This is a genomic window from Salinibacterium sp. NK8237 (assembly GCF_015864955.1).
In the GTDB taxonomy this organism is placed as follows: domain Bacteria; phylum Actinomycetota; class Actinomycetes; order Actinomycetales; family Microbacteriaceae; genus Rhodoglobus.
Genome location: NZ_JADYWE010000001.1, coordinates 1913174 through 1934280 on the forward strand (window position 1 = coordinate 1913174; position 21107 = coordinate 1934280).

A 21107-nucleotide genomic window follows, 5' to 3' on the forward strand; every position below is an offset into this window, starting at 1 on the left:
CAAAGTTCCGGTACTAGCGCGGACTCACGCTGCCGCTCAAGTGGGGATCCGAAAGCGCGCTTTTGAAGGCGCGATTGGGGCGCGCATTCGGTAGCGCTGCCGAGACTTCTGACAGGGCCCGTTCGATCGGGATGTCGAGGTGCCGTGCCGCATAGAGCGCAGCGACGGTAGGAGTGCGGCTCTGCGCCTGCACGCAGTGGAGCAGCACGGTGTGGCCTTCGGCGCGGAGAGTGGCGACGGCATCCGCAGCATCCGCCAGTACGAAGCTGAGGTTGGGGTTCTCGGCGGGGTCGACCTTGTCGATCAGACGGATCTCGAGGCGCTCGCGGATGCGGGCCGGCACCTGCTTCGAGCCGATGCGGCACAGGGACACCACGGCATCCACCTCGGGCGGAAGGTTATCGAGAGCCCCGACTGCGCCGAGCCACACGCCGTCGTCGTGCGGATGCTGCACGAGCGTCGAGATGTCGCCGTACCCGGCGTAGTCGACGCGTTCGTCCGCCGGCTTGCCCCGCAGCACTTCGGTGGAGAAGCGCACGAGGTCGAGGCTGCGCAGCCCGGGCCAGCCGTGCACGATGCGTTGCCAGGCGGCCGGGATCGCGGAGAGTCCCCACTGGGCGCCGACGAGGCCGCCAGCAATCGCGGCGACGGTGTCAGCGTCGCGACCGCCGCGCACCGCCCGCTCGAGGGTATCGACGAGACCCTCGCCGTTCACGATCGCCGACCAAGCCGCCTGCAGCGCTTCGACGACCCAGCCGTTCTTGGTGAAGTCGCGCGGCTGCTTGGTCTCGGCATCGTCGATGCGGTCGGACCAAAGTGCAGCGCGGTCGGGGGCAAGGGTCGAGAGCCCGACCCGAACATCCGTTTCGCCGGTGAGGATCGCGTGACGGATGGCGAGGCACCAGAGCACGCAGGCGTCGCCAGCATCCTCGTCGAAGTGGGTGAGATCGCTGATCGCACGAGCGGCTTCGGCCAGCCCGGCCGGGTCGTTGAGGTAGGCGAGCGCGACCGGCGCAGTGCGCATGAGCGAACCGTTGCCGCCGCTGCGGCCGCGCGCTTCGTGGGTACGTTTGGCTGATGCGTGAGCGGCGGATGCCGTGGGCTCGATACCGCGGAGCACTCCGCTGGTCTGCACCCCGACATCCGGCGCCGTTGTCGCCCAGTCGATCCACGCGGCGACGATCTCGTTGAGAACCGTTTCGTCGCGCAGGTCACGACCGGACGCCGCAGCACGCAGGATCGGGATGGCCATGGACGTGTCATCCGTCCACTCGCCGGGAGCCCAGTTGAAGCCGTTGCCGCCCTTCATGAGCACCTTGCCCTCGAAGGGCGGGCCGAATTCGTAGCCGGCGCCGAGCGCATCGCCACAGGCCATCGCGAGCATGACGCCACTGGCGCGGTCGTTTTGTGCAGAGGTGGGTTTCATGAGTTCTCCGTTTCGTCCGTCGCGGGCTGCAGAAGCTGCCGCGCGTGAAAGTACTTGTTCGACAACCGCACCTGGGTGTCGTAGTCGAGTTTGCGAAAGCGCCAATCGGCGAGGTTGTCGTTGATATCCGCGAGCTTCACCGCGAGAGCGGCAGGGTTCTGGCGGATGCGGTCGTAGTAGTCAGCGTCAGCGACATCTGCCCGTCGGGTCATCAGCCCGACTGCCGTCACGATCTCGGGCAGCATCCCCGCCTTCAGCAGGTCGGCGGCGCTCACGTCGGTGTCTTCAATCACATCGTGCAACCAGGCCGTGCAATGCTCGACTGGCTCGTTAAGCCAATCGAAGCTCTCGGCAACTCGCGCCGGGTGATCGATGTAGTCGTAGCCGAGCTTGTCGAGCTGCCCGCGGTGGGCGATCGTCGCAATGCCGACTGCGATGCCGTGCTGCACCATGGCATCCACTTCGGTCATGAGCATGTCGTCCTCTTCTGCGCCGTCGTCAGTCTCGCTGTCTTGAGCGTCTTTCGCGACGTGGAGGTGTCGCGGGATGCTGTCGACGGCGCCAGGGTGAAGCTGCTCGATGTCGCTGCGGGTGCTTTCGGCGAAGTGGGTATCGTCGTCATCCCGATAGTGCTCGAAGAGGTCGAGGTCGATCTCACCCCACGCGCCGGATTGCCACATGAAGTAGCGGCGCTCGCCGTTGAGGGTGATGCCGGTGAAGGTGCCGACGTGCAGAAAGCCGGTGTCGGTGAAGCGGGTGTAGAAACGTTGCGGCTCGATGGTGGGGCGTTCTGGGGTGGTGTTCAGCTCGTTCATGCGTTCTCCAATAGCGGGTGCGCGTCGTCAAACGCAGTCAGGTGGATGATGCTCGGTGCTGCTGTGCGTGCGTTTGCGTGCACGATTCCGGATGTCCGCAGTCGGCCCTCTTGTGAACGTACCGCTCGGGCCATCCCCGCGTCGCCTCCGTCTTCGAGGGTCACGGACTGCAGGTGGCGGGCGAAGACTCGGGCATCGTGGGCGCTGGTGCGACGGTGTGGTGCGAGCCTGGCGTCGAGGCCGGCTGCCTCGAGGATGCCCTGCCACCGGGTTTTCAGGCCGGTGCTGCTGCCGAAGATTTCTGCGCCAACCACGCGGCCACCGATGCCGATGATCACGCCGCGTTGCCCTTCGAGCAGGTGGGCATCGATCGAGCCGGAGCGGTCGAGGTGGTCGAGCATCGACGAACTGGCGGTAGCGCCGAGGGTGTTCTCGTAGCGGCCGATGCGCCGCCACACCTCGCCCTGCTGGTCGATGCCGCGCACGTTTCCGTGGCGCACGCTGAGGGCGCTGCGGCGTCCGCTGGTCTCGTGGATGCCTTGGGTCTCCGACGTGCGTGAGCCCCACCGTCCGTGCTCGACGCAAAGCGCTGCGACGACTCGCGCCTCGAACGGTTCGAGGAGGAGGCTGGCGGCGAGCATCCGATCTTGCCAACCGCCTTTCAGGAGATCGCCTTCGAGGGCGACGACCGGGCGGGCGGTGCTGTTGTGCAGCACGAGCTCGCCCACGACGGGGGAGCCTTCGCGTTCGGCGGTGTGGATGCTGGTGGCCTTCCAGTCGAGGCCGGTGACTTTGGGCGAGTCGACCCAGACGGGGAAGATACTGAGGCTGCCGTGGTGGCTGCCGTGCCCCACGTGGAGCTGGGGCAATTGTGTGTTGGGGTGCCTGTTCGTGTGTCCGTTCATGGTGCCTCCGATGGTTAGCGCACTGTTGCGCAAATTCAGAGTATGACACCCCACTGACATTTAGCGCGGATCTGCGATAATTGCGTCATGGAGATCTACCGCGACTCGCACGACCGAGCCCTCACCGACTACCCGAGGCCCTCCGTCGCCGTCGACACCGCCGTGCTGACCGTCCCGCCGGGCGCCGCTCTCAGCGTGCTGCTTGTGCGCACCGGCGACGACTGGCGCCTCCCCGGCACCTTCCTCCACGAGGGGGAGAGGCTCGCGGATGCCGTGCTGCGCTCGCTGCAGATCAAGGCCGGCGTCTCAGGGTTGTCGCCCCGCCAACTCCACGTCTTCGACGACCCCACTCGCGACAATCGCGGCTGGGTGCTCTCTGTCGCGCACCTCGATGTGGTGCCGTGGTCGCGCCTCAGCGTCGACGCGGCCTTGGCGCGAGTGGTGCCGGTGACGGATGTTGGCACCCTGCCTTACGGGCACAACGAGATCCTCGACCGCGCGGTGGCCACGCTGCGCTCAAGCTATGCGTCGGCGCCCGATCCGCTCCACCTCTTGGACGGCGCTTTCACGCTCCGCCAGCTCCAGGACCTGCACGAGGCGGTCGCCGGTGAGCCGCTCATGCGCGACAGCTTCCGTCGCGCGATGGAACCCCGGCTCGCGGCGACGGGCGAGGTCGCCGCTGGCACTGTGGGGAAGCCTGCGCGGTTGTTTGTGCGAGCGTCACCGGCCTAGCCCAGACGTTAGAGATTCCAGTTCTCGGGTGCTGAGCGGTCGTAGTCCTCAATTCCAATCGCGGCAAAGTGCTTCTTTGCGGACTTGATCTTGGCAAGCTCGCTCGGCCGCAACTTCGAGTCGTCAAGTGTGCTCTTGGTTTCGCGGATCATGTAGACGCGATCTTCGCCGTCTTCGTGCTTAATAATTGCCCAGTCTGGGTTGTATGGCCCGACTGGCGTATCGATCTTGAACTTACCTGGCAACTTCATAAACATTTTGACGTCCTCCCGAGAATCGAGCTTCTCGGCGAATTGACGTTCGATATCGGAGTCGTAAACGACGTAGTCGAAGTCAGTCTTTTGCGTGTTCTTTACCTGATACATCTGATCAAGGAAGCGTTCCTTCTCCTCAAGGCCATCCGCTTGCAAATCACGCAACTCGTAAACGGAGCCGGCGATCCTCTCGTATTTAATTCCTTCGACGATGATCTTGCCGAGTTCAGCTTTAAGGGCACGTTTGACCATCGCGATGAAGTCATTCGGGTTGTTGATGAACTCCGCTAGACGTCCCGATCCAGCCAGAATGTCAACAATGGTCTTGCGAGTGAGGGAAGTCGCGTCCTGCAGTTCGGTGATGATATCCGGGAGTTCGTAGCTCCCCTTCAGCTCCGCTGACCGAGTACCAAACTCTTCGCCCTTCGCGCCGCCACGGAGCACTTTCACGCCGGCGCGTGTGATCTGAACACGTAGGGCGTCGATCTTCGGTGACTCCTCAATTGCTTTCAACGAGTTCGCGATAATCTCTTCTCGCTTGACACTGACCCGGTAGCTCGTCTTGCGGCTGATGGCATGCCAGAATTCTTCAAAGTCCGTGCTTGCGTAGAGCTGCTTATTGAGCGCGCGCGGGTGACGATTGTTCTTCGGCTTGACGTACCGTTCGATGCTCGTCCGGCGGATGAGGTCGATGATCTGGTTCTCGTAGTCTTCGAGGTACACCGGTAGATCGAGCGAGAACTGGAAAGTATTTGGCAGAAACTTGGACGTCACCTGGCCATCGGCTAGGAAACCGTTCTGGGTGAGGTGGTCGAAGACTTCCTTCGACCGCGTATACCCGAACAATTCGTCGGTGACTGAGCCATCTTGAGCGTGCCGAGGAATCTTAGAGAATTCGCTCACTCGCACGCGCCCGATTTCCACTCCGGCTATCTTGTACTCGTTCTGCAGGCTTTTGGCGAACGCGCGGTACGATTCGTTTGCGATTACGGTGAGCGTTGCGATCCCCTGGTCCGCTACGCGGGTGAAGCCCTCGGTGGTCTTGGCGACTGGCAGCCGGAGTCCACGACCGATGGTCTGTCGCCGCTCAGTTTCGGCACCCATCTCTCGAAGTGTGCAGATCTGGAAGACGTTCGGATTGTCCCAACCTTCACGAAGTGCGGAGTGGCTGAAGATGAAACGCACTGGCTCGGCCTCGTCAAGCAATCGTTCCTTGGCCTGCATGATCAGTTCGTAGGTATCGTCATCTGCCCGGCTAAGGCCGCTGCTGTCCTGAAATCTGGTGGTCTTGCCTCGCTTGATCTGCGAGAAGTACGCCCGTCGAAGTTCGCTTGGTGATTGAGGTAGCAGCTCCTGGTAACGAGCAGATTTGGCCCGTTCCTCGACGAACACCTCATCGAACCATTTAACAAAGTCGCCGTTGGCGTCTTCATTGCTTGCACCGTCGCCGAGAAAACTGGCCACCTTATCGACGAAGAATAGGCTTAGCACCTTGATGCCCTTGTCCCGCAGCATCGATTCCTTTCGCAGATGCTCGCGAACTGTCTCGCGTATCATCTCCTTGTAGATTGCGCCGCTGGAGCCGCCGATGCTTTCGCCTTCATGAAGAAAGCCGTGCGCCGTTAGGTCGACGTAAGCAGGTTCGAGACTTATCTCATTGACACGCCACCCCTCATAAATAGAGTTGTTGGTAAGGCGCTCGTCGGATAGCTCCTGATGCGGTTTCACATTGAGAACGCGACGTTCCAGCGAGCCGTCGGCTTTCCGAGACGACAACTCCAATCGCGCAGTCCACGTCGGCTCCCGCTTGACTTCGATCAGTTTGATGTACGGAGTGGCGTCCGAGCCCTGCTGCTGAACTTCAGCGACCACAATCTGTTTGACTAGCCCGAGGTCGTGAGCGTCTACCGGGTCGAGCCGATAGACAACGTTCCGCTGCGTTTTGTGGGTGGCGCTATAGCGTAGCGTGAAGGCAGGATCGAGATCACCGATAGCCGACTGAGAGAGTTGCGACTCCATGTTCTGTGGCTCATCCATGATCACCACCGGGTGAGTTGCCTTCAGGTAGTCGAGCGGCCGTAGGCCATTCAGTTTGTCGCGAGTCTGGTGAATTATCCGAGTGTTCGCGTTGCCGCGGATCGAGTCGATCGTCATGATCATGATCTGCACATTCGTCGACGTAGCGAAGGGCTGGACTTCTTCCGCGCTCTTCCCGCTGTACACTGACGCATCGAAAGGGTGGCTGGGGTAGAGGCCGTTGAAGTGCTCCCTCATCATTCGAATGCTGGTAAGGACGCCTTCGCGAATGGCGACGCTCGGTACAAGAATTACAAACTTCGTAAAGTTGTACTTCTCTGCCAACTCGAAGATGGTGCGGAGGTAGACATAGGTTTTGCCAGTTCCAGTCTCCATTTCAACATCGAAGTCGAGTGCCTCTCCGAAAAGATCTCCCGAAACCTCTAGGCCGTTGAGATCCTGCACCCGCTGAAGATTCGCGAGTAGCAGGTCGCGATCAAGCACTAATTTATTGCCTACAGCGCCAACCTCCTGTGTTAGATCAATATCGAGCGCCATCTGATCTGACTTCGGTAGCATTGCAGCACCGCGCAAGGTCGTGACGAGCTTCTCTACATCTTTTGGCTGCCCATCGAAGAGATCGACGACCGATAGGATCGCATCGAGCTGGTACGGCTGACTGGCATCGAATTGGAATCCCGGCCGACTCATCACGCTGTCCATAGCTCAATGCCGTTGGTCTTAGCGAGCTGAGCCAAGTTGACCTTTAGTTCGTCGTCACCTTGGAGAGCATTTTCGAGCACGACTATCCGTGTCGGGGATTCCTCGACGAAGGCCTGCAGCTGCTCGAGTCGCGGTTTCGTGTGTTCGTTCAAATAGGCAAGCACGGCGACGTCACCGTCACGGTCTCGAACGATTCGAACATCGAGACCATCGACCTCAGCTGCTGAGATGTTTTCGGTTAAGGAGTACCCCTGCTTTAGCAAAATCTCGGTCAGTAATTCGTCGGCCGTAGCGCTTTCGTTCGCGCTCTGGCGGAGGCTGAACAGATGCTGCTCCAGCTTGCTGGCGTCTATTTCGCTCGAAATCTGCCACTTTTTGAAGTTTGTATCAATGAGACTGTACGCGCGAAATCCGATATCAAGTGCGTGAGAGCCCTCGCCCTGAAGTTGGTTTCTTCGCGTCCCCGTGAGCGCCTCTCCAGCCCGCTCGATGCGAAGACGGGCAAGGTCAGCGATCGTTGTTCCGCTCTTGTCGCTCACAGGCTCAGGCAGCTGCACTTGAATGTGGCGGCGCCTACCGGAGTCGCGCAGGTTCGCCGCCATTACTGCGTGCGCAGTGGTGGCTGAGCCGGAAAAGAAGTCGAGAATCAAGGCGTCCTCATCAGGGCGGGTAAACGCCGTAACGAGGTACTCGATCAGGCCGACTGGCTTTGGATAGGAGAATGCAAGCCCCCAGGAAGCAAGCTGTGCGCTGTTCTGCTTAGTCGTACCCAAGTTGCGGAGTACCGACACCACATGGCCCTGGTCGTCTGCGCGACGCTTCATCATGTAGATGGCACCGGTACCTCTAAGTTCGAACCACGTTTTTCGGCCATCCGAGTCGTCAATGGGAGAACACCCGTTACGAATGAAAAGGTCGAGCAGATTCCGAGAACTCCATCCACTCCGTACGCGTGCAGGCGCCACAACTTTTCCGTCGCCCACGAAAATGTCGTCCAGAACGTGAGGAAACGAGTCATCCCGGGAACTGATTTGGCCAGAGGCGAAGTTCGCGGGGAAGCCGACGGGCAGTTCCACCTCAGACGGCGGATTCGCGGGTCCGTTTTTTGTGATCGAGTTCTCGATCTGAGCGCGGTACAGTTTGCTGTCTTCGCCAATATTTGGGTCAATCACCGACGGACGCACGAACTTGTTGGCGTTCCGAGCGTATGCCATTACGTACTCGTGAACGCCCTTAATCTTGCTCTGTTGGTCGACGTTACCATCGTTAAGCCACACAAATTGAGCGATAAAGTTGCTCTCGCCAAAGACTTCATCGCAAAGCCGACGAAGCTGTGCTTGTTCGACGTCGTTGATGGAAATCAGAATCACCCCGTCGTCCTTGAGGAGATTCCGCGCGAGCTTTAGGCGTGGGTACATCATGTTCAACCAAGCGGAGTGATAGTGCGGATTGTCTGAGGTATTGCTCGCGTTTGTGCTCTTCGGCTTGCCATCCGCATCCACCAGACCCGTGTATTCCAGATAAGTCTTGAGTCCCTCGCGGTAGTTGTCTGGATAAACAAAGTCTTTACCGGTGTTATACGGGGGATCGATGTAGATCAATTTGATTTTTGAGTGATAGTGCTTCTGCAGGATCTTAAGGACCTCCAGATTATCGCCCTCAATGAAAACGTTCTCGGTAGTTCCCCAGTCCTTCGAGTTCGCGAAATCGGGCTTCAAAGTCGCTGAAGTCGACTCCTGTGCTGCGCGAAGAGCTTGCCTCTTGCCCGGCCAAAAGAGGCCGAACCGCTCGCTTGCATCAGCAATGTCAGAACCGAGCAACTCTTTGAGTTTCTCGATATCGATTTTGCCGTCAGTAATGGCTTCAGGCACAAGCTCTGCAAGATCTGTTGCGAGCTTATTTCTGAAATGGGGCGTCGAAGCGGGCGTCGGAGAGTAATCCATAGTCACAGCCTCAGTATTCCACGCACGTATGACTAGCTGTTGCTGTGATCGGCAGCTTAAAGGTCCGTCAAGCTCCAGATAATTTGTCGGGTGTCGCTAGGATCTGAGAATGGCAGTGAATACGCAACCTTGGGCTCCGCAGAGCTATTTCCGCGCTTGGGAACGAACCATTGATAGTTGGGATTCCCTAGTCAGTGAAATTGACCACGGTAAAGCTATTTCAGGTAACCGAAAGCTTGTGTGGCGCGGGGTCCACAATGACTCTTATGGCCTATTGAGCTCTGCGTACCGACGGTTGAAGGATCTGGACCGCGAGGTTCCTCCGGAGCCACGAATGCGACAACTGGAGACAGAGCTCATAGGAGCTGCTCGAAGCCTTTGGCCTGATCGTGGAGGAAGCGCTCTCGAGACGTTGGCCCATATCCAACATTATGGCGGGCCAACAAGGCTCATCGATGTCAGCCACGACCCCATGGTGGCGGTTTTCTTCGCTACAGAGAAGAAGTTCGACAGTAGAACTCATCTCCCGCTAAAAGATAGAGATGGGCGGCTGTTCGCGTTCCAGGCCGACGATAGAATGATCGAACTCGACAACATGTGGGGAACGCGCCAACTGCCCTGGTTGCAGGGCGAGGAGAGCATTCCCGGCTGGGAGACAGACCTTCCATTTGTCTGGGACCCACCGCGCGCCCTCAACGAGAGAATCTCAGCGCAAAGTGGCGCTTTTCTGGTCGGCGGGGTGCCTGCATTCCCCCACGGGCAAAACTCTCGTTATCGAATGCCGGGTGCATGGCAGACGGGTGCTATGAAAACCATGCCTGTCGGCGAGGTAAGGCAGGTATCATCCGTCTCAGTGTTTCTAAAGAGCCTGAACCGGGTGACCCAAGCGGGGTCCCAAGCGGCTTACACGTGGCGGATTGCGGCGGGTGCTAAAGAGGAAATCCGCCAGAAGCTCCATTCGGAATATGAGCTGAATCACGGCTCAATATACCCAGACCTGTTTGGGTTGGCGACTTACGCAGCCGACTTTGCCGCGCTTACGTAGCGCTAGCTTGCTTGGGTCAGTTCCCACGTTGCGCGGCTAACTTAGATTCTGTTGGATAGAGGGCGTAACTCTTGGACCCCTGTATCGGACGCGCGAAGGAATGGTCATTTTACCAAGCGTTTCTCGCGTTGTCTGCTCAGTGACAACCTGTTTTATCGAGCACTAATCGCTCACCTTCCAACGAATCGTAAACAGCTGCTCGGTGTGCTGGGTGCCCTTCAATGACTGCTCAATAAGGTCCAAGTATTTGTCGGCCTCAGCGCGAAGCTTCCTGCGCGTCTCTCGGAAGTCTTCATCTGCATCCTCGACACGCTGCTCCCATCTGCGCGCTTCCTTCTTCAAACGCAACTGTTCCATCGGGTCGTGAGCCTGGCGAGCAAGCCTGCGCGACTCTTTCTCTTTCGCCCGATACTCTCGGATCGAGCTTTCAAGCTCGGCTTTCCGGTCCTGCTGGTTGCGATAAATCAGTTCCTCTTGTTGATCGTAATAGCGAGAGTTGCGTCCCTGGACTTCCTTCTCCAGCTCTGCTCGGCGAGCATCCAAGTGCGGTACAAACTTTGATTCGTCTACCGCAACTGGTGTCTCGCTCAATCCCATGCAAGCGAGATCAAGGATGTCGGCGACATACTCGTGGTCGAGCCAATCCCCATCATCGGTGATGGCTCCCGACAGCATGTACGACTCGGACACGTCGTCGTGTTTGGCCTTCATGCTGAACGTCACCAGCCCGACAGTCAACTCACCGCTTCGACCTTCGAGTGTCTTGACCGCTGCGCTCGCACGGGTTGAAGCACTGAGGCTGAAGACGAGTTCGCGGCCAGGGGTGTCCCGCCCCTTTGCTTCTTCCAGTAGATACTGGGCAAGGGGGCTTGCGTATCGGTACTGGTGAGCGTTGTCGAGGGGCTGTGACTTGAAGTAGTAGCGGCCAGTTGGGGCCTCGCCGACAGGTGAGTTATGCAGTAAGAAATTGCGGCCATCGCCTTCAAAAGTGGCAAGCCCGTCCAGCTCGTGCCGGGTGACAGCTAGAAGTAGTCGTTCGAACTTGTTGAGTACCTCACCGGACTCGGTATCGTACGCTTTCAACCGGTCTTGAACGTGTGGGTCGAGATTGTCGAAAACCTTCGCCTTGGCCTGTGCCATCTCGCCGGAAATCTCGCCGGCATATTCGGTCTCTAGCTGCTTGAATGCTTCGTTGAGTTCACCGGCTGTCCGACAGCTTGTCAGGATGTTGCTGATCGTCTTCTCGAAGTCGAGGCCGTCCTCGATCGCACCGAGGACTTCATCGCTGGCGCCGAACACACTCTCGAAGAGGTGGAACTTATTCGCCAAGAGTTCCAAGATCCGCTGCTCGGCAATGTTGCCCTTGTTCGAGAAGTTCACAACCACAACGTTGTGCTTCTGTCCGAATCGATGTGCGCGACCGATGCGTTGCTCAACTCGTTGCGGGTTCCACGGCAAGTCATAATTGACGACCATCGAGCAGAACTGCAGGTTGATGCCTTCTGCCGCAGCCTCGGTGGCAATCATGATCGTGCCCTCGGTGCGGAAGTAATCGACCAGTGCCTTCCGTCTGTCAGCGGCAGGGATCCCAGTGATCAAGTCCCCGTCTTTATTGGCCTTCAACCACGCCTGATAGATCGCGGTCGACTCTGGCGAATTGTTTGACCCGTTGAACAACACAAGCCCATCGCCACGACCAATATTCTGGAGATGGGCTGCGATGTATTCTTGCGTCTTAGTAGAATCAGTGAAGATGATCGCTTTCTGCGGTGCACCTATTTCTTTAAGTCGGGCGAAGCCCTGATCGAGTGCCTCACCAAGCTTCGCGGCCTTTCGGTTGACCGTGATGGAACGTGCCAAGCGAGCGAATTCACGAAGCTCGGCCACTTCGGCTTCTATTCGCTGCCGCAGAGTGGGGTCGGGTGCAACATCAGAGCCGGGGCCGAATGCGTCCTCGTGGATCTCCTCGGCTTCCTCGATCTCGTCGCTCGTCAGATCATCGTCAAGGAACAGTCCGCCACGCGCGTCGCGTCGCTGTCCAGCCTCAAGCTCACCAGCAAGCCTGTTGGCGATGTTCTCCAAGGTGCTTGCCACCGCGAAGGTCGATGAGCCGAGCCGTTTGCGGATGATTAGGGCAGAGAGGTGACGCTGCGAGCCGGCGAATGCCAATAGCTCCTCGCGCTGCAAGTAGTCGCTGACAAGATCGTACAACCGCACCTCGTCGGGCGACGGCTCAAACTCGACCGTCAGCGGCAGGCGCTTGGTGAAATGGATGTACTTGTCTGCATCCCGACGCAAGGTGCGTTTTGAGATCGTCGCCACGCGGTCAGCCAGATCGTCGCCCGAATGATCTCGGTTCTTTATATATCGCTCACGAAAAGCATCTAGCGAATAGAAGTAGTCCGGGCTGAACACCGAAACCAAGCCATACAACTCTTCGAGCCGATTCTGCAGCGGAGTCGCCGTTAGCAGGACTGTCTTTGACGCGCCTGAGATGAGATGTGCGACTGCTTCCGACACTTTGGCTTTGCCATTCCAGTGGTTTCGTAATCTGTGAGCCTCATCAGCAACGACCAAGTCCCACGACTTCAGAAGCGACTGCTCGTGGCGCAGCACAAACTCATACGAGCAAATCAGCACCACAGGTGAGTGAGTTCCTGCGGGCGAGAGCAGCTTGCCCTTCGACTTGGCATCTAAGAGCGCGGAAGGGATTAGGAACTTCTCGTGAAGCTCTTGTTGCCACTGCTGCCTCAAGCTCGACGGAGCAATGATCAGAATGTCGCGCTTGCGTTCGGCCCAGTACTGCGAAATGACGATGCCTGCTTCGATCGTCTTACCTAGGCCGACTTCATCGGCGAGAATAACGCCCGGTAGGAAAGGGGTCTGCAGCGCAAATAATGCTGCATCGATCTGGTGTGGCTTCGGTTCCACCTGAGCATCGAACAAGAGGCCGGCAAGTTTGCCCACGTGGTCGTTTGCGTAGCTGCGTTGGAGTTCGTGGGCGAAGTACTTTGCCTGGTATTCGTTGAGCGGAACGGTCACAGCGTGCGCTCCGCAACTGTCACAAGCAATCGCCCGGGACTCAACAAAGGAACTTCGCTGAAGTGCGGAAATTTGAGTTGAGATCGCTCGTCCATCGATCCCTCCTCCCCATTGTTGTGACCCGCTGAGAGGCCACAGATATCCTCTCAGGTTATCGGTGCCTGCCGAAGCTGACCTGTCCCACTTCGGGTGGTTTCCGACGATCAACCAGATCAACGCGACGTTGTGAACTGTGCCGGATAAGGTGAATCGAATCACGCGCCTTGCATAGGTCACAGCAGACAACGTTCGGATCCCGAGGAGAGCTCCATGGCAGACAAGATACTTCAAGGTCGACGGATCCAGGCCACGCTGGAACTTCTAGCAGATGCTCAGACGCCGTTGAACCGAAGCACAGTGTGGGCAGCCGTTAGCGAGCGATTCCCGCTCGAGGGCGACGAGTTCGAGCTCAACACCAGCGGCACTCCACGCGGTGAGACGAATTGGGCGTTCGCGACAAGCTACCTCCCAATCGCAGGCTGGATAGATAAGGGGCACAATGCATGGACAATCACAGACGAAGGGCGAGAAGCGCTCTCGAAGTACGCCAATCCGACTGACTTCATCGACGTCCCGCGCCGACTCCACGCGCAATGGCGACGTGGTAACAAACAACAACTTGAGCGCGATCTGTCTGAACGTGTGATGCCCCAAGATGAGGCACAAGAGAAGGTAATTGAAGGTGCGCGCCTCTACGTCGATCGCGCGCTGACCCGCGGAGAGTCAGTTTTCGTGCCAGGGCGTCAGTTGTGGACCGAAGCGGTCACCGGGGAACTTGAGGCCCACTTCGTAGCTGCCGAAGCTATTCCAGGGAAAACCTTCATGGAGCAAGTCGCTATACAGCTCGCAGAAGTGAGTGATGATGCGAAACTTTTGATGGCCGAACTAGTCGCGTTCCAGCTGCTCCCGGCGAGCACGGACTCGATCGGGGAGCAGGCAAAGCGAGCTCGAGTCAACGGCATCCTGCAACTGATGGAGCACCCTGTGCTGATCCCTGCGGAAGTTGACTCCGTATTCCCCTTTGGCTCGTTCAACCCTGGTATGCGCATGGCCAACAACCTCGGTGCTGCAATGACGATTATCGTCAACTTTGCGATTGCTTGGGTCCGAATTCCGGAAGAGGAAAGGGATGAACTGCTGACAGATCCGTGGACTTTCCGGGACTGGATTCTCACAATTCCCGGTGAGCGGTTTCCGTCTCAGCGGCACGCACTTGAGTACCTCATCCACCCTGCGTTTTTCGTCTCGATCGTGTCAAACGACCACAAAGAACTCATTCGTGAGGCATTCATCGGAGAAATCGCGACTAGCACGAACGATCTTGATCGCGACCTACTAGCGATCACAGTTGCTCTCCAGGTGAAGTCCGGAGCGCCGATTAGCTACTACAGCAGCGAACTCCGGCTGATTTGGGACAAGGCCCATGATTCGCAGACCGCGGACTTCAACAATCCAAACGAATCCGCGCCGGATGACGACAGTGCAGACGAACCCCTCGTCGACCCAAAGCAACGAACTCCGTTCGCCGTCGCCGACGAGAAACTTGCAGCCGCAGTCCTGACCGAGCCCAAGTGGCTCCAAAGCGTTCTGGATCTTCTTTGGCGTCAACGCCAAGTGATTTTTTACGGACCTCCCGGTACAGGTAAGACGTTTCTTGCTCGAGCCATCGCAGGGCACATCTCCGACGGCGCTGATCCTGTCATCGTCCAGTTTCATCCCAGCTATTCATATGAAGACTTCGTCGAGGGGTATAGGCCAGTTGTCAAGGAAGACGGACTTGTTTATGAGCTGGTCCCTGGTCCTTTCCTCGAGATTGCGAAAAGTGCAGCCAAGAACCCCGAACTCAACTATGTACTCGTTATAGACGAGATTAATCGAGGCAACATTGCCAAGGTTTTTGGCGAACTCTACTTTCTTCTTGAGTACCGAGACGAGAAAATGAAGCTTCTCTATCGGTCAGAACACTTCGCGCTACCGGAAAACGTTTACATCATCGGCACGATGAACACCGCAGATCGTTCCATTGCCCTACTAGACGCCGCAATGCGACGTCGATTTGCCTTTGTCGAGCTGCACCCTGATGAGAAGCCCACAGCTGGACTTCTCGATCGATGGCTCGATGCGAGGGGGCTTGATCGTAAGGTGGGTCAACTATTGACCTCTCTTAACGCGAGCATTAATCACCGCGACGCAAGGATTGGTCCTAGCTACTTCATGCCTGGAGACGGAGATCTCTCAGAGGATCGGCTTCGCGAGATATGGCGCTACCAACTTTTGCCACTGCTCGAAGAGGCGCACTACGGCGACGGCTTAGATATCGTGGCGCGTTTTGGGTACGACGCCATCAACCGCAAAGCTCAGTCGAGTTCTGTGTCAGTGACTCTTCCCGTTGTCGAAGAGGTGCCGGATGCTATTGCAGGGCCCTGAAGGGCTGCCGTTCGTTCTCAAAGAGGCGCACACAGAGGATGACGTTGACCTCGACAGCGCTACCGCGGCTGCGATCAGCAACCTAGGCATAGCTGCGGTGATGCCGGTGGGCCCAGAGTCGTGGAGAATCACCAACATTCGCAGGGTTGGGACAGTCCGCCTCGGCTCACGCGAAGTCCGCATCGCGTCGAAAGTACCCGTTGCACAGCTTTTCCACCTTCTTGCAGTCGGACAACAGTGGGGGGAGTGGCACCAAGACATAGTTAAACTCGACCAAGCGACGGACCTCTACCCCGCAGTTTCTGAGGCTTTTTCCGCTGTCGCCGCGCAGGCGCTAAGCGGAGGGGTGTTGCGCGACTACTGCGAAGTGCAATCGGCAGAGCCTACTATTCGTGGACGTTGGCTGGTCGGCGAACAGATTAGACGCCGTCACGGCTTGCCGCTGCCCGCCGAACTCCAATACGACGAGTACACGGCGAATATTCCGGCAAACCGTTTGATTAGATCGGCGGCTCGACGTCTTTTGGGCCTCGGTGGTATTTCACTGGCGGCGCGGGCTCGCGTCATGCAAATTGATCGGATGCTCGGCGAAGCGGACCTGCTTATTCGCGGCGACCAGATCCCTGTCGTGCAACACAACCGGAACACCGAACGGTATCGGGCGGTTCTGGGCTTGGCGCGCCTAATTCTTACCGGCGGTTCACTAGACCACCGAGTCGGTGGATTTGCCTCCGCAGGCTTTTTGCTCGATTTGGCGGCAGTCTTCGAGAGCTTTGTGGAGCACGAGATGCGACGCTCCGCTGCACGCTTCGGCGGATCCATCGTGGGCCAAGATGTTACAGGGCTCGATGTCGACGGCAAGGTCGAGATCAGGCCCGACATAGTCTGGAAAATAGACGGACAGGTGCGTGCTGTTTTTGACGCTAAATACAAAGCCGAAAAGCCAGCTGGGTTTCCCAACGCAGATATCTACCAGATGTTGGCCTACTGCATTCGACACAACGTGCAGACTGGCCACCTCGTATACGCGGCGGGCAACGAAATGCCAGCGCGGTACACGATCGCACAGGCAGGAATTACAGTCGTCTGCCACGCGTTAGATCTCGACCGTTCGCCAGACGAATTATCGGCGCAGATTGATCGGATCGTGGAGGCTGCGCTGCCGGCGGGCAACGGAGTAGCTTGATCTTGGTAGCTCTGGATTTCCGGGCCGTGATCGTTCCAAGAGTTCTCGGGCACGCTTGCCCAACGCGCTCGCCCAATTAGTTCCCGACGCTGTGGAATCGATGTTGCCCCGAGAACCAAAGGCCGGTTTCTCGAGAACGCCGGTAACTCCCAAGGAACCCAATCGGCTTGACGAACACCTCGATGTTCCAACTCCGCCCACCGGCGAGCTCGGGCAGTCCAGCTCCTAGCTCGGCAAGTCGCGCGTACCAACCGTTGATCGAATCGGCCACAAAGACTGTTTTGCGATTTTTCTGATCGACGCCAAAGAGTTGGGCTCGGGTCAACGGTTCATTCAGATCGCCAAAGGAGCCGCCAACCGATGGAGCGCCAGCGTGGTGGCCACCCCAAAGGTGCATTGGGTCGCTCCCGCCTGTCCAAGGACTTGATCTAAGCGCTTCGCGGAACTTGTTGGCCCATTCTTCTGGAACCGGCAACGGTTGAAGATCGGGCGCTTTTGCCCAAGAGCGTAAGGGCAGGATTGATTGTTCGGCCAAGTGCTCCATCTGTTGGAAAGACCACGCTAGGTATCCGGTGAGCGTCTCGTCAAAAAACCAAATGTCTTTGATCAGGGCGAAGCGCGGGTCGTCGGTCGGCAACCCCTGCTGAAACCACCACAGCAAACCTTTGTCATGGCGGGTCCACCCGAAGGAGTACGTAAGAAATGACTGGAGTGCGGTGTAGTAGGCCAAATTCTGACGAAAACGTCGATCGTAATTCTGATGGTCGTCCGAGATGGTGTCCGGGGACGCGGGCATGACCAGACCATGCTCAGGGTCCGCCAAACAACGGTAGGGCATTGCAATCGCCCACTCCCAAGGAAAGTCACCCGCTCCGATCGGGACTTCGGCCCGGTTAGTCTGACGTCTCCAGTCAACAGTCACTTCGTTCTCCTCTATTTAACGGGCTGAAATTGAAACGCCGCGTGTTCACGCTTGTATTGACGTTGGGGCAGAAGACCCCTCAACCAACGAGATGAACCGACTCAACGTCGCTACTCCCTCCGCAGACTGCGGCAGCGAGTCGAGCAGCGCTGGCGAGGAGACGAGGTACGCCGCCCACTGGGCGCGCGAGATCGACACGTTGAGGCGGTTGCGGGAGAGCAGGAAGTCGAGGCCGCGGGGCACATCGTCGGCGCTCGAAGCGGCGAGGCTGACGATCGAGATGACCGCTTCTCGGCCCTGGAACTTGTCTACCGTGCCCACGACGACTCGGGTATAGCCGGCAGCGTCGAGACGACCACGGAGCAATTCCACCTGCGCGTTGTAGGGCGTCACCACGATGATGCCGTCTTCAGCGAGCGGCTTTGCCTCGCCGTCGGCTTCGGAAGTCCATTGTGCGCCCAAGTGCTCACGCACCAGCTCAACCACCCGGTCGGCTTCCTCGGCGGAGTACGTGGAGTTGTCGACGTGAGTGGTCGGCACCGAGTGCAGGCCGGGGGCAAAGCCCTCGAGCATCCGCCCCGCCGTCGACGCGTGCGATCGCAGCAAGCCGTCGTAGGAGAGCAGCGAGACGGGGCGCGTGACGGCCTCATCCATGCGGCGACTCTCTTCGAGGAAGTAGCCGAAGTCATCCGGCAGCACCGCCAGCTCGCCGATCACATGACCGAGCGCCGAACCATCAACCGGCGCTGGGTGGATGCCCTGGCTCACCTGGGGGAGCTGCTGCGGGTCGCCGAGCAGCAGAATGCGTTTCGCGCTCGCCGCAACACCGATCGTGTTCGCGAGGGAGAACTGCCCGGCCTCATCGATGACGAGCAGATCGAGCTGGTTGGCCTGCACCCGCTTGCGATTGGTCATGTCCCAGGCGGTGCCGCCGATCACGTAGCCCTCCGAGTCATGCTCGCGCGCAAAGCCCGCGTGACCATTCGCCGGCAACTCGCTAAAAGGACCATCGGCGTAATAGCCAACGCCGAACTCTCCCGGCACCGCCTTCGCCACAAGGTCCCGGTCAAGGCTCGCGTCAAGCACGACAGCATCGAGAACGTTCTCGACCACCTTGTGCGACTGCGCCGTGATGCCGACCTTCCAGTGATGCTTCTCGACCAGCCGCTGAATAACGTGCGCAGCGAGGTACGTCTTGCCTGTGCCGGGTGGGCCCTGCACCGCGAGGTAGCCACTCTCCCGCGAAAGCAGCGAGGCGATCACGGCGCGCACCCCATCATCCGCGCTCTTCATGGGCTCAAGGGCTGCAACCTCAGCGGGAGCCTTGCGCAGCAGCAGGTCAGACATCGCGTCGTCGGGCCACTCCGGTGCGGCGGCCACGACGGTCTCGCCCCACTCCTCGATTGCGGCAACAATGCTGTCCGCGCGCGGTGGCGGTCCCGGCGTGAGGTGCGTGGGGATTTCATCCCACGCCGGAATGTCATCGGGCCGGGTTTCGATGACGAAAATGCCGCCCTCATCCTCGGCGGGGTCAGAGAAACGAACCCCGCGGGCGAGGCGCGCGCCGGCACGATGGCCCGGCGGAGAATAGGGCAGCGGGTCGCCGTAGACGAGAAAAACATCGCCGCCCGGGCGTGGGGCACTGCTGCCCGGCGCCCACTGACCGCGAAGGTAGAGGTGCCGACGCTCGGTGCGCTGCCGCCCCTCCTTGTGCCAATCGCGATCGAGCGAGCCGCTGTCAACGATGAAGATGCCACGAGTGTCTTCCCACAACTCCGACGGCTGCTCGAGGCGGTCGTAGTGCTCCCACCAAAAGCTCTTGACCTCGCGCCGGTGATAATCGATGGCGGCTGCAGCCATGCGGTAGGCGCTCGCAGCGGTGTCATCGCCCACCTCTTCGGCAGAGTCGCCCAGCGCCTGGAGCTGGAGATCGAGCGCACTGGGTTCGAAGGTCTTGCCCTCGAATTCCTCATCCACCGGCTCAACCGTCACGCCTTGCACCTCGGGCAGCGCCCGCAGCCAATCGCGCAGCTTGAGCGTCGAAACGCAGTCGTACTCGTTGTAGCGGGCGATCGCGTCGCGAATTTCGGTCGCGCGCTGCACGTTGCCGTTTGCGGCTGCCACACTCGACTCGACGTACTCACCGATGGAGTCGGCAGCGTTGGTCACGCCGGCGCGCTCGGCCTCGCCCATGTAGAGCGGCTCAAGTTTCTTGATCGAATACGACGGCGTTCCGATGCGCAGCGCGCCCCGCACGATCGGATACAGGTCGACCAGCACGCCATCACGCAGCAACTGGTCGACGACATCCTCACCCTCGCCGTGCCGGGCGGCGATGCTCAGCAGGTGCGTCTTTTCGTAGCTGGCGTAGTGATAAATATGGAGGCCCGGATGCTGCTGCCGCCGCTCCGTGACGAAGTCCAGGAACGAACGCAGCGCGATCCGTTCCTCGGCATGGGAGTGAGCCCACAGACAATCGAACTCGCCCGCGGCATCGACCCAGCCGAAGAGGTAGTCGAGGCCCCAGCGTGGCACCCCGCCGATTCCCGGCTCGGAGTACATCGGGTCGCCCTCGAAGTCGAAGAAGAGGTCGCCGGCGTTGGGCGCGGGCAGGTTCGCGATCGGCCGCGGGTCAACGACAACGACGGGCGGGATGGCGTGGGTGTCGGCCGGATCGACCGTGTGCTGCAGCTTGGCCTGCAGGTGAAGCTTGGCAAAACTCGCTTTCGGGATGGCGAGGTCGTCGGGACGTTCCGAGGTTTCGGCCAGGTCGGAGAGGGTGCGGATGCCCGCCGCCAGAAACTTCGTGCGTTGACCGGCGCGCAGCCCCGCGACGGTAAAGAGGTCATCGGCTTTCTTGGCGGGTTCCGTGCAGAACTTGCACCGGCCATCCCGCGCATACCGCTCATCGTGCCAGTCGACCGGTTTAGCTTCGGCGCGGTGCTCAGTGATGATCGCGTGCATGCGGGCTCGGCGGCGCCGAAAGACGGGGGCGATGTCGGCCACCGCAGCGAGCTCGGAGGCGTCATTGCCGAGAATGAGTTCGACGGTGCCGTCTGCCGGAACGCCGAGCTTCTGAAGTTGCTCGTGATACGCCGCCAGTTGCAGCAGCGCGGTGACCCGCACGTGGCGCGAGAGCTTCGAGTCAACCACCCGATAGCTGCCGTCGGGCTGCTTGACCAGAAAGTCGGCGTAGCCAATGAACGGCGACTCGGGGTCGGTTTCGTCAAAGAAGACGCCCTGAAAAACGACGGGTGCGCCCGCCAGAAGCGCGTCGCGCGTGCGCGCGGCGTAGTCACGCAGAACAGCGGCATCCCGCCCCGGAGGTTTATCGAACTCGACCATCGCATCACCGAACTCGGCGCGATAGCGATCCCGCAGTCGGGCCTCATGAACGTTTCCCAGCTCGGCTGCCCGCTCCAACATCGCATCGTCAGCGGGCAGCGGATCAGTAGAGAACCCCAACCGCTTGTCGAGCACGCGCAAGAACCCAAACTCGCAGTTCGACGCTTGGGTCAGATCGCTGGCGCTCGTCACGAGAGCGGTATCGGTGAGTAGGTACATGTCTCGATCAGAATATGGCCGGGGAGCGACATCGTCGTTGACCCGTGCCGCTGCCGCGCACATCGGTC

At 59.3% G+C, this 21107-nt stretch carries 12 protein-coding genes; 4 read left to right on the plus strand and 8 right to left on the minus strand.

Annotated features, from left to right (window positions below; genetic code table 11):
* Positions 1-13 precede the first annotated feature (13 nt).
* Genes I6E56_RS09290 through I6E56_RS09300 form a run of 3 tightly spaced genes read right to left on the minus strand, consistent with a single transcriptional unit; the run spans position 14 to position 3146 of the window.
* The gene (locus tag I6E56_RS09290) at positions 14-1426 is read right to left on the minus strand and encodes an ADP-ribosylglycohydrolase family protein (protein ID WP_197137557.1); all 1413 of its coding nucleotides are present in this window, start codon (positions 1424-1426) and stop codon (positions 14-16) included.
* The gene (locus tag I6E56_RS09295; RefSeq protein WP_197137558.1) at positions 1423-2241 is read right to left on the minus strand and encodes a hypothetical protein; all 819 of its coding nucleotides are present in this window, start codon (positions 2239-2241) and stop codon (positions 1423-1425) included. Before I6E56_RS09295 ends, I6E56_RS09290 begins: the two co-directional genes overlap by 4 nt.
* Positions 2238-3146, minus strand: a complete 909-nt coding sequence (locus I6E56_RS09300) for an ARPP-1 family domain-containing protein (RefSeq protein WP_197137559.1) — start codon at positions 3144-3146, stop codon at positions 2238-2240. The genes I6E56_RS09295 and I6E56_RS09300 overlap by 4 nt, the downstream gene beginning before the upstream one ends.
* A gap of 87 nt (positions 3147-3233) precedes the next feature.
* On the opposite strand from I6E56_RS09300, the gene I6E56_RS09305 reads away from it, so the two are divergent.
* Positions 3234-3878 carry an NUDIX hydrolase gene (locus I6E56_RS09305; RefSeq protein ID WP_197137560.1) on the plus strand — a complete coding sequence of 215 codons (645 nt, stop codon included), beginning with the start codon at positions 3234-3236 and terminating at the stop codon, positions 3876-3878.
* Between the two features lie 8 nt (positions 3879-3886).
* On the opposite strand, the gene I6E56_RS09310 is transcribed toward I6E56_RS09305, so the two are convergent.
* Positions 3887-6871 (minus strand): DEAD/DEAH box helicase family protein, encoded by a 2985-nt coding sequence (locus I6E56_RS09310; protein ID WP_231606298.1) that lies wholly within the window; start codon positions 6869-6871, stop codon positions 3887-3889.
* Positions 6859-8814 carry a site-specific DNA-methyltransferase gene (locus I6E56_RS09315; protein ID WP_197137568.1) on the minus strand — a complete coding sequence of 652 codons (1956 nt, stop codon included), beginning with the start codon at positions 8812-8814 and terminating at the stop codon, positions 6859-6861. The genes I6E56_RS09310 and I6E56_RS09315 overlap by 13 nt, the downstream gene beginning before the upstream one ends.
* A 109-nt stretch (positions 8815-8923) precedes the next feature.
* Here I6E56_RS09315 and I6E56_RS09320 point away from each other — a divergent pair, with 109 nt between their 5' ends.
* Positions 8924-9859, plus strand: coding sequence for an FRG domain-containing protein (locus I6E56_RS09320; protein ID WP_197137570.1), 936 nt, complete (start codon positions 8924-8926; stop codon positions 9857-9859).
* 162 nt (positions 9860-10021) lie between these two features.
* Here I6E56_RS09320 and I6E56_RS09325 read toward each other — a convergent pair whose 3' ends face one another.
* Entirely contained in the window at positions 10022-12901 is a 2880-nt protein-coding gene (locus I6E56_RS09325; RefSeq protein WP_197137572.1) for an SNF2-related protein, read from the minus strand.
* Between the two features lie 309 nt (positions 12902-13210).
* Between I6E56_RS09325 and I6E56_RS09330 the strand changes: the two genes are divergently transcribed.
* Positions 13211-15367 carry an AAA family ATPase gene (locus I6E56_RS09330; protein WP_197137579.1) on the plus strand — a complete coding sequence of 719 codons (2157 nt, stop codon included), beginning with the start codon at positions 13211-13213 and terminating at the stop codon, positions 15365-15367.
* The gene (locus I6E56_RS09335) at positions 15348-16553 is read left to right on the plus strand and encodes an McrC family protein (protein ID WP_197137580.1); all 1206 of its coding nucleotides are present in this window, start codon (positions 15348-15350) and stop codon (positions 16551-16553) included. The genes I6E56_RS09330 and I6E56_RS09335 overlap by 20 nt, the downstream gene beginning before the upstream one ends.
* Positions 16554-16629: 76 nt before the next feature.
* On the opposite strand, the gene I6E56_RS09340 is transcribed toward I6E56_RS09335, so the two are convergent.
* Together I6E56_RS09340 and I6E56_RS09345 are read right to left on the minus strand one after the other, a co-directional pair.
* Positions 16630-17475, minus strand: coding sequence for a hypothetical protein (locus I6E56_RS09340; RefSeq protein ID WP_197137582.1), 846 nt, complete (start codon positions 17473-17475; stop codon positions 16630-16632).
* A 45-nt stretch (positions 17476-17520) separates the two neighbouring features.
* Positions 17521-21039, minus strand: coding sequence for a bifunctional RecB family nuclease/DEAD/DEAH box helicase (locus I6E56_RS09345; RefSeq protein ID WP_197137584.1), 3519 nt, complete (start codon positions 21037-21039; stop codon positions 17521-17523).
* Positions 21040-21107: the final 68 nt, after the last annotated feature.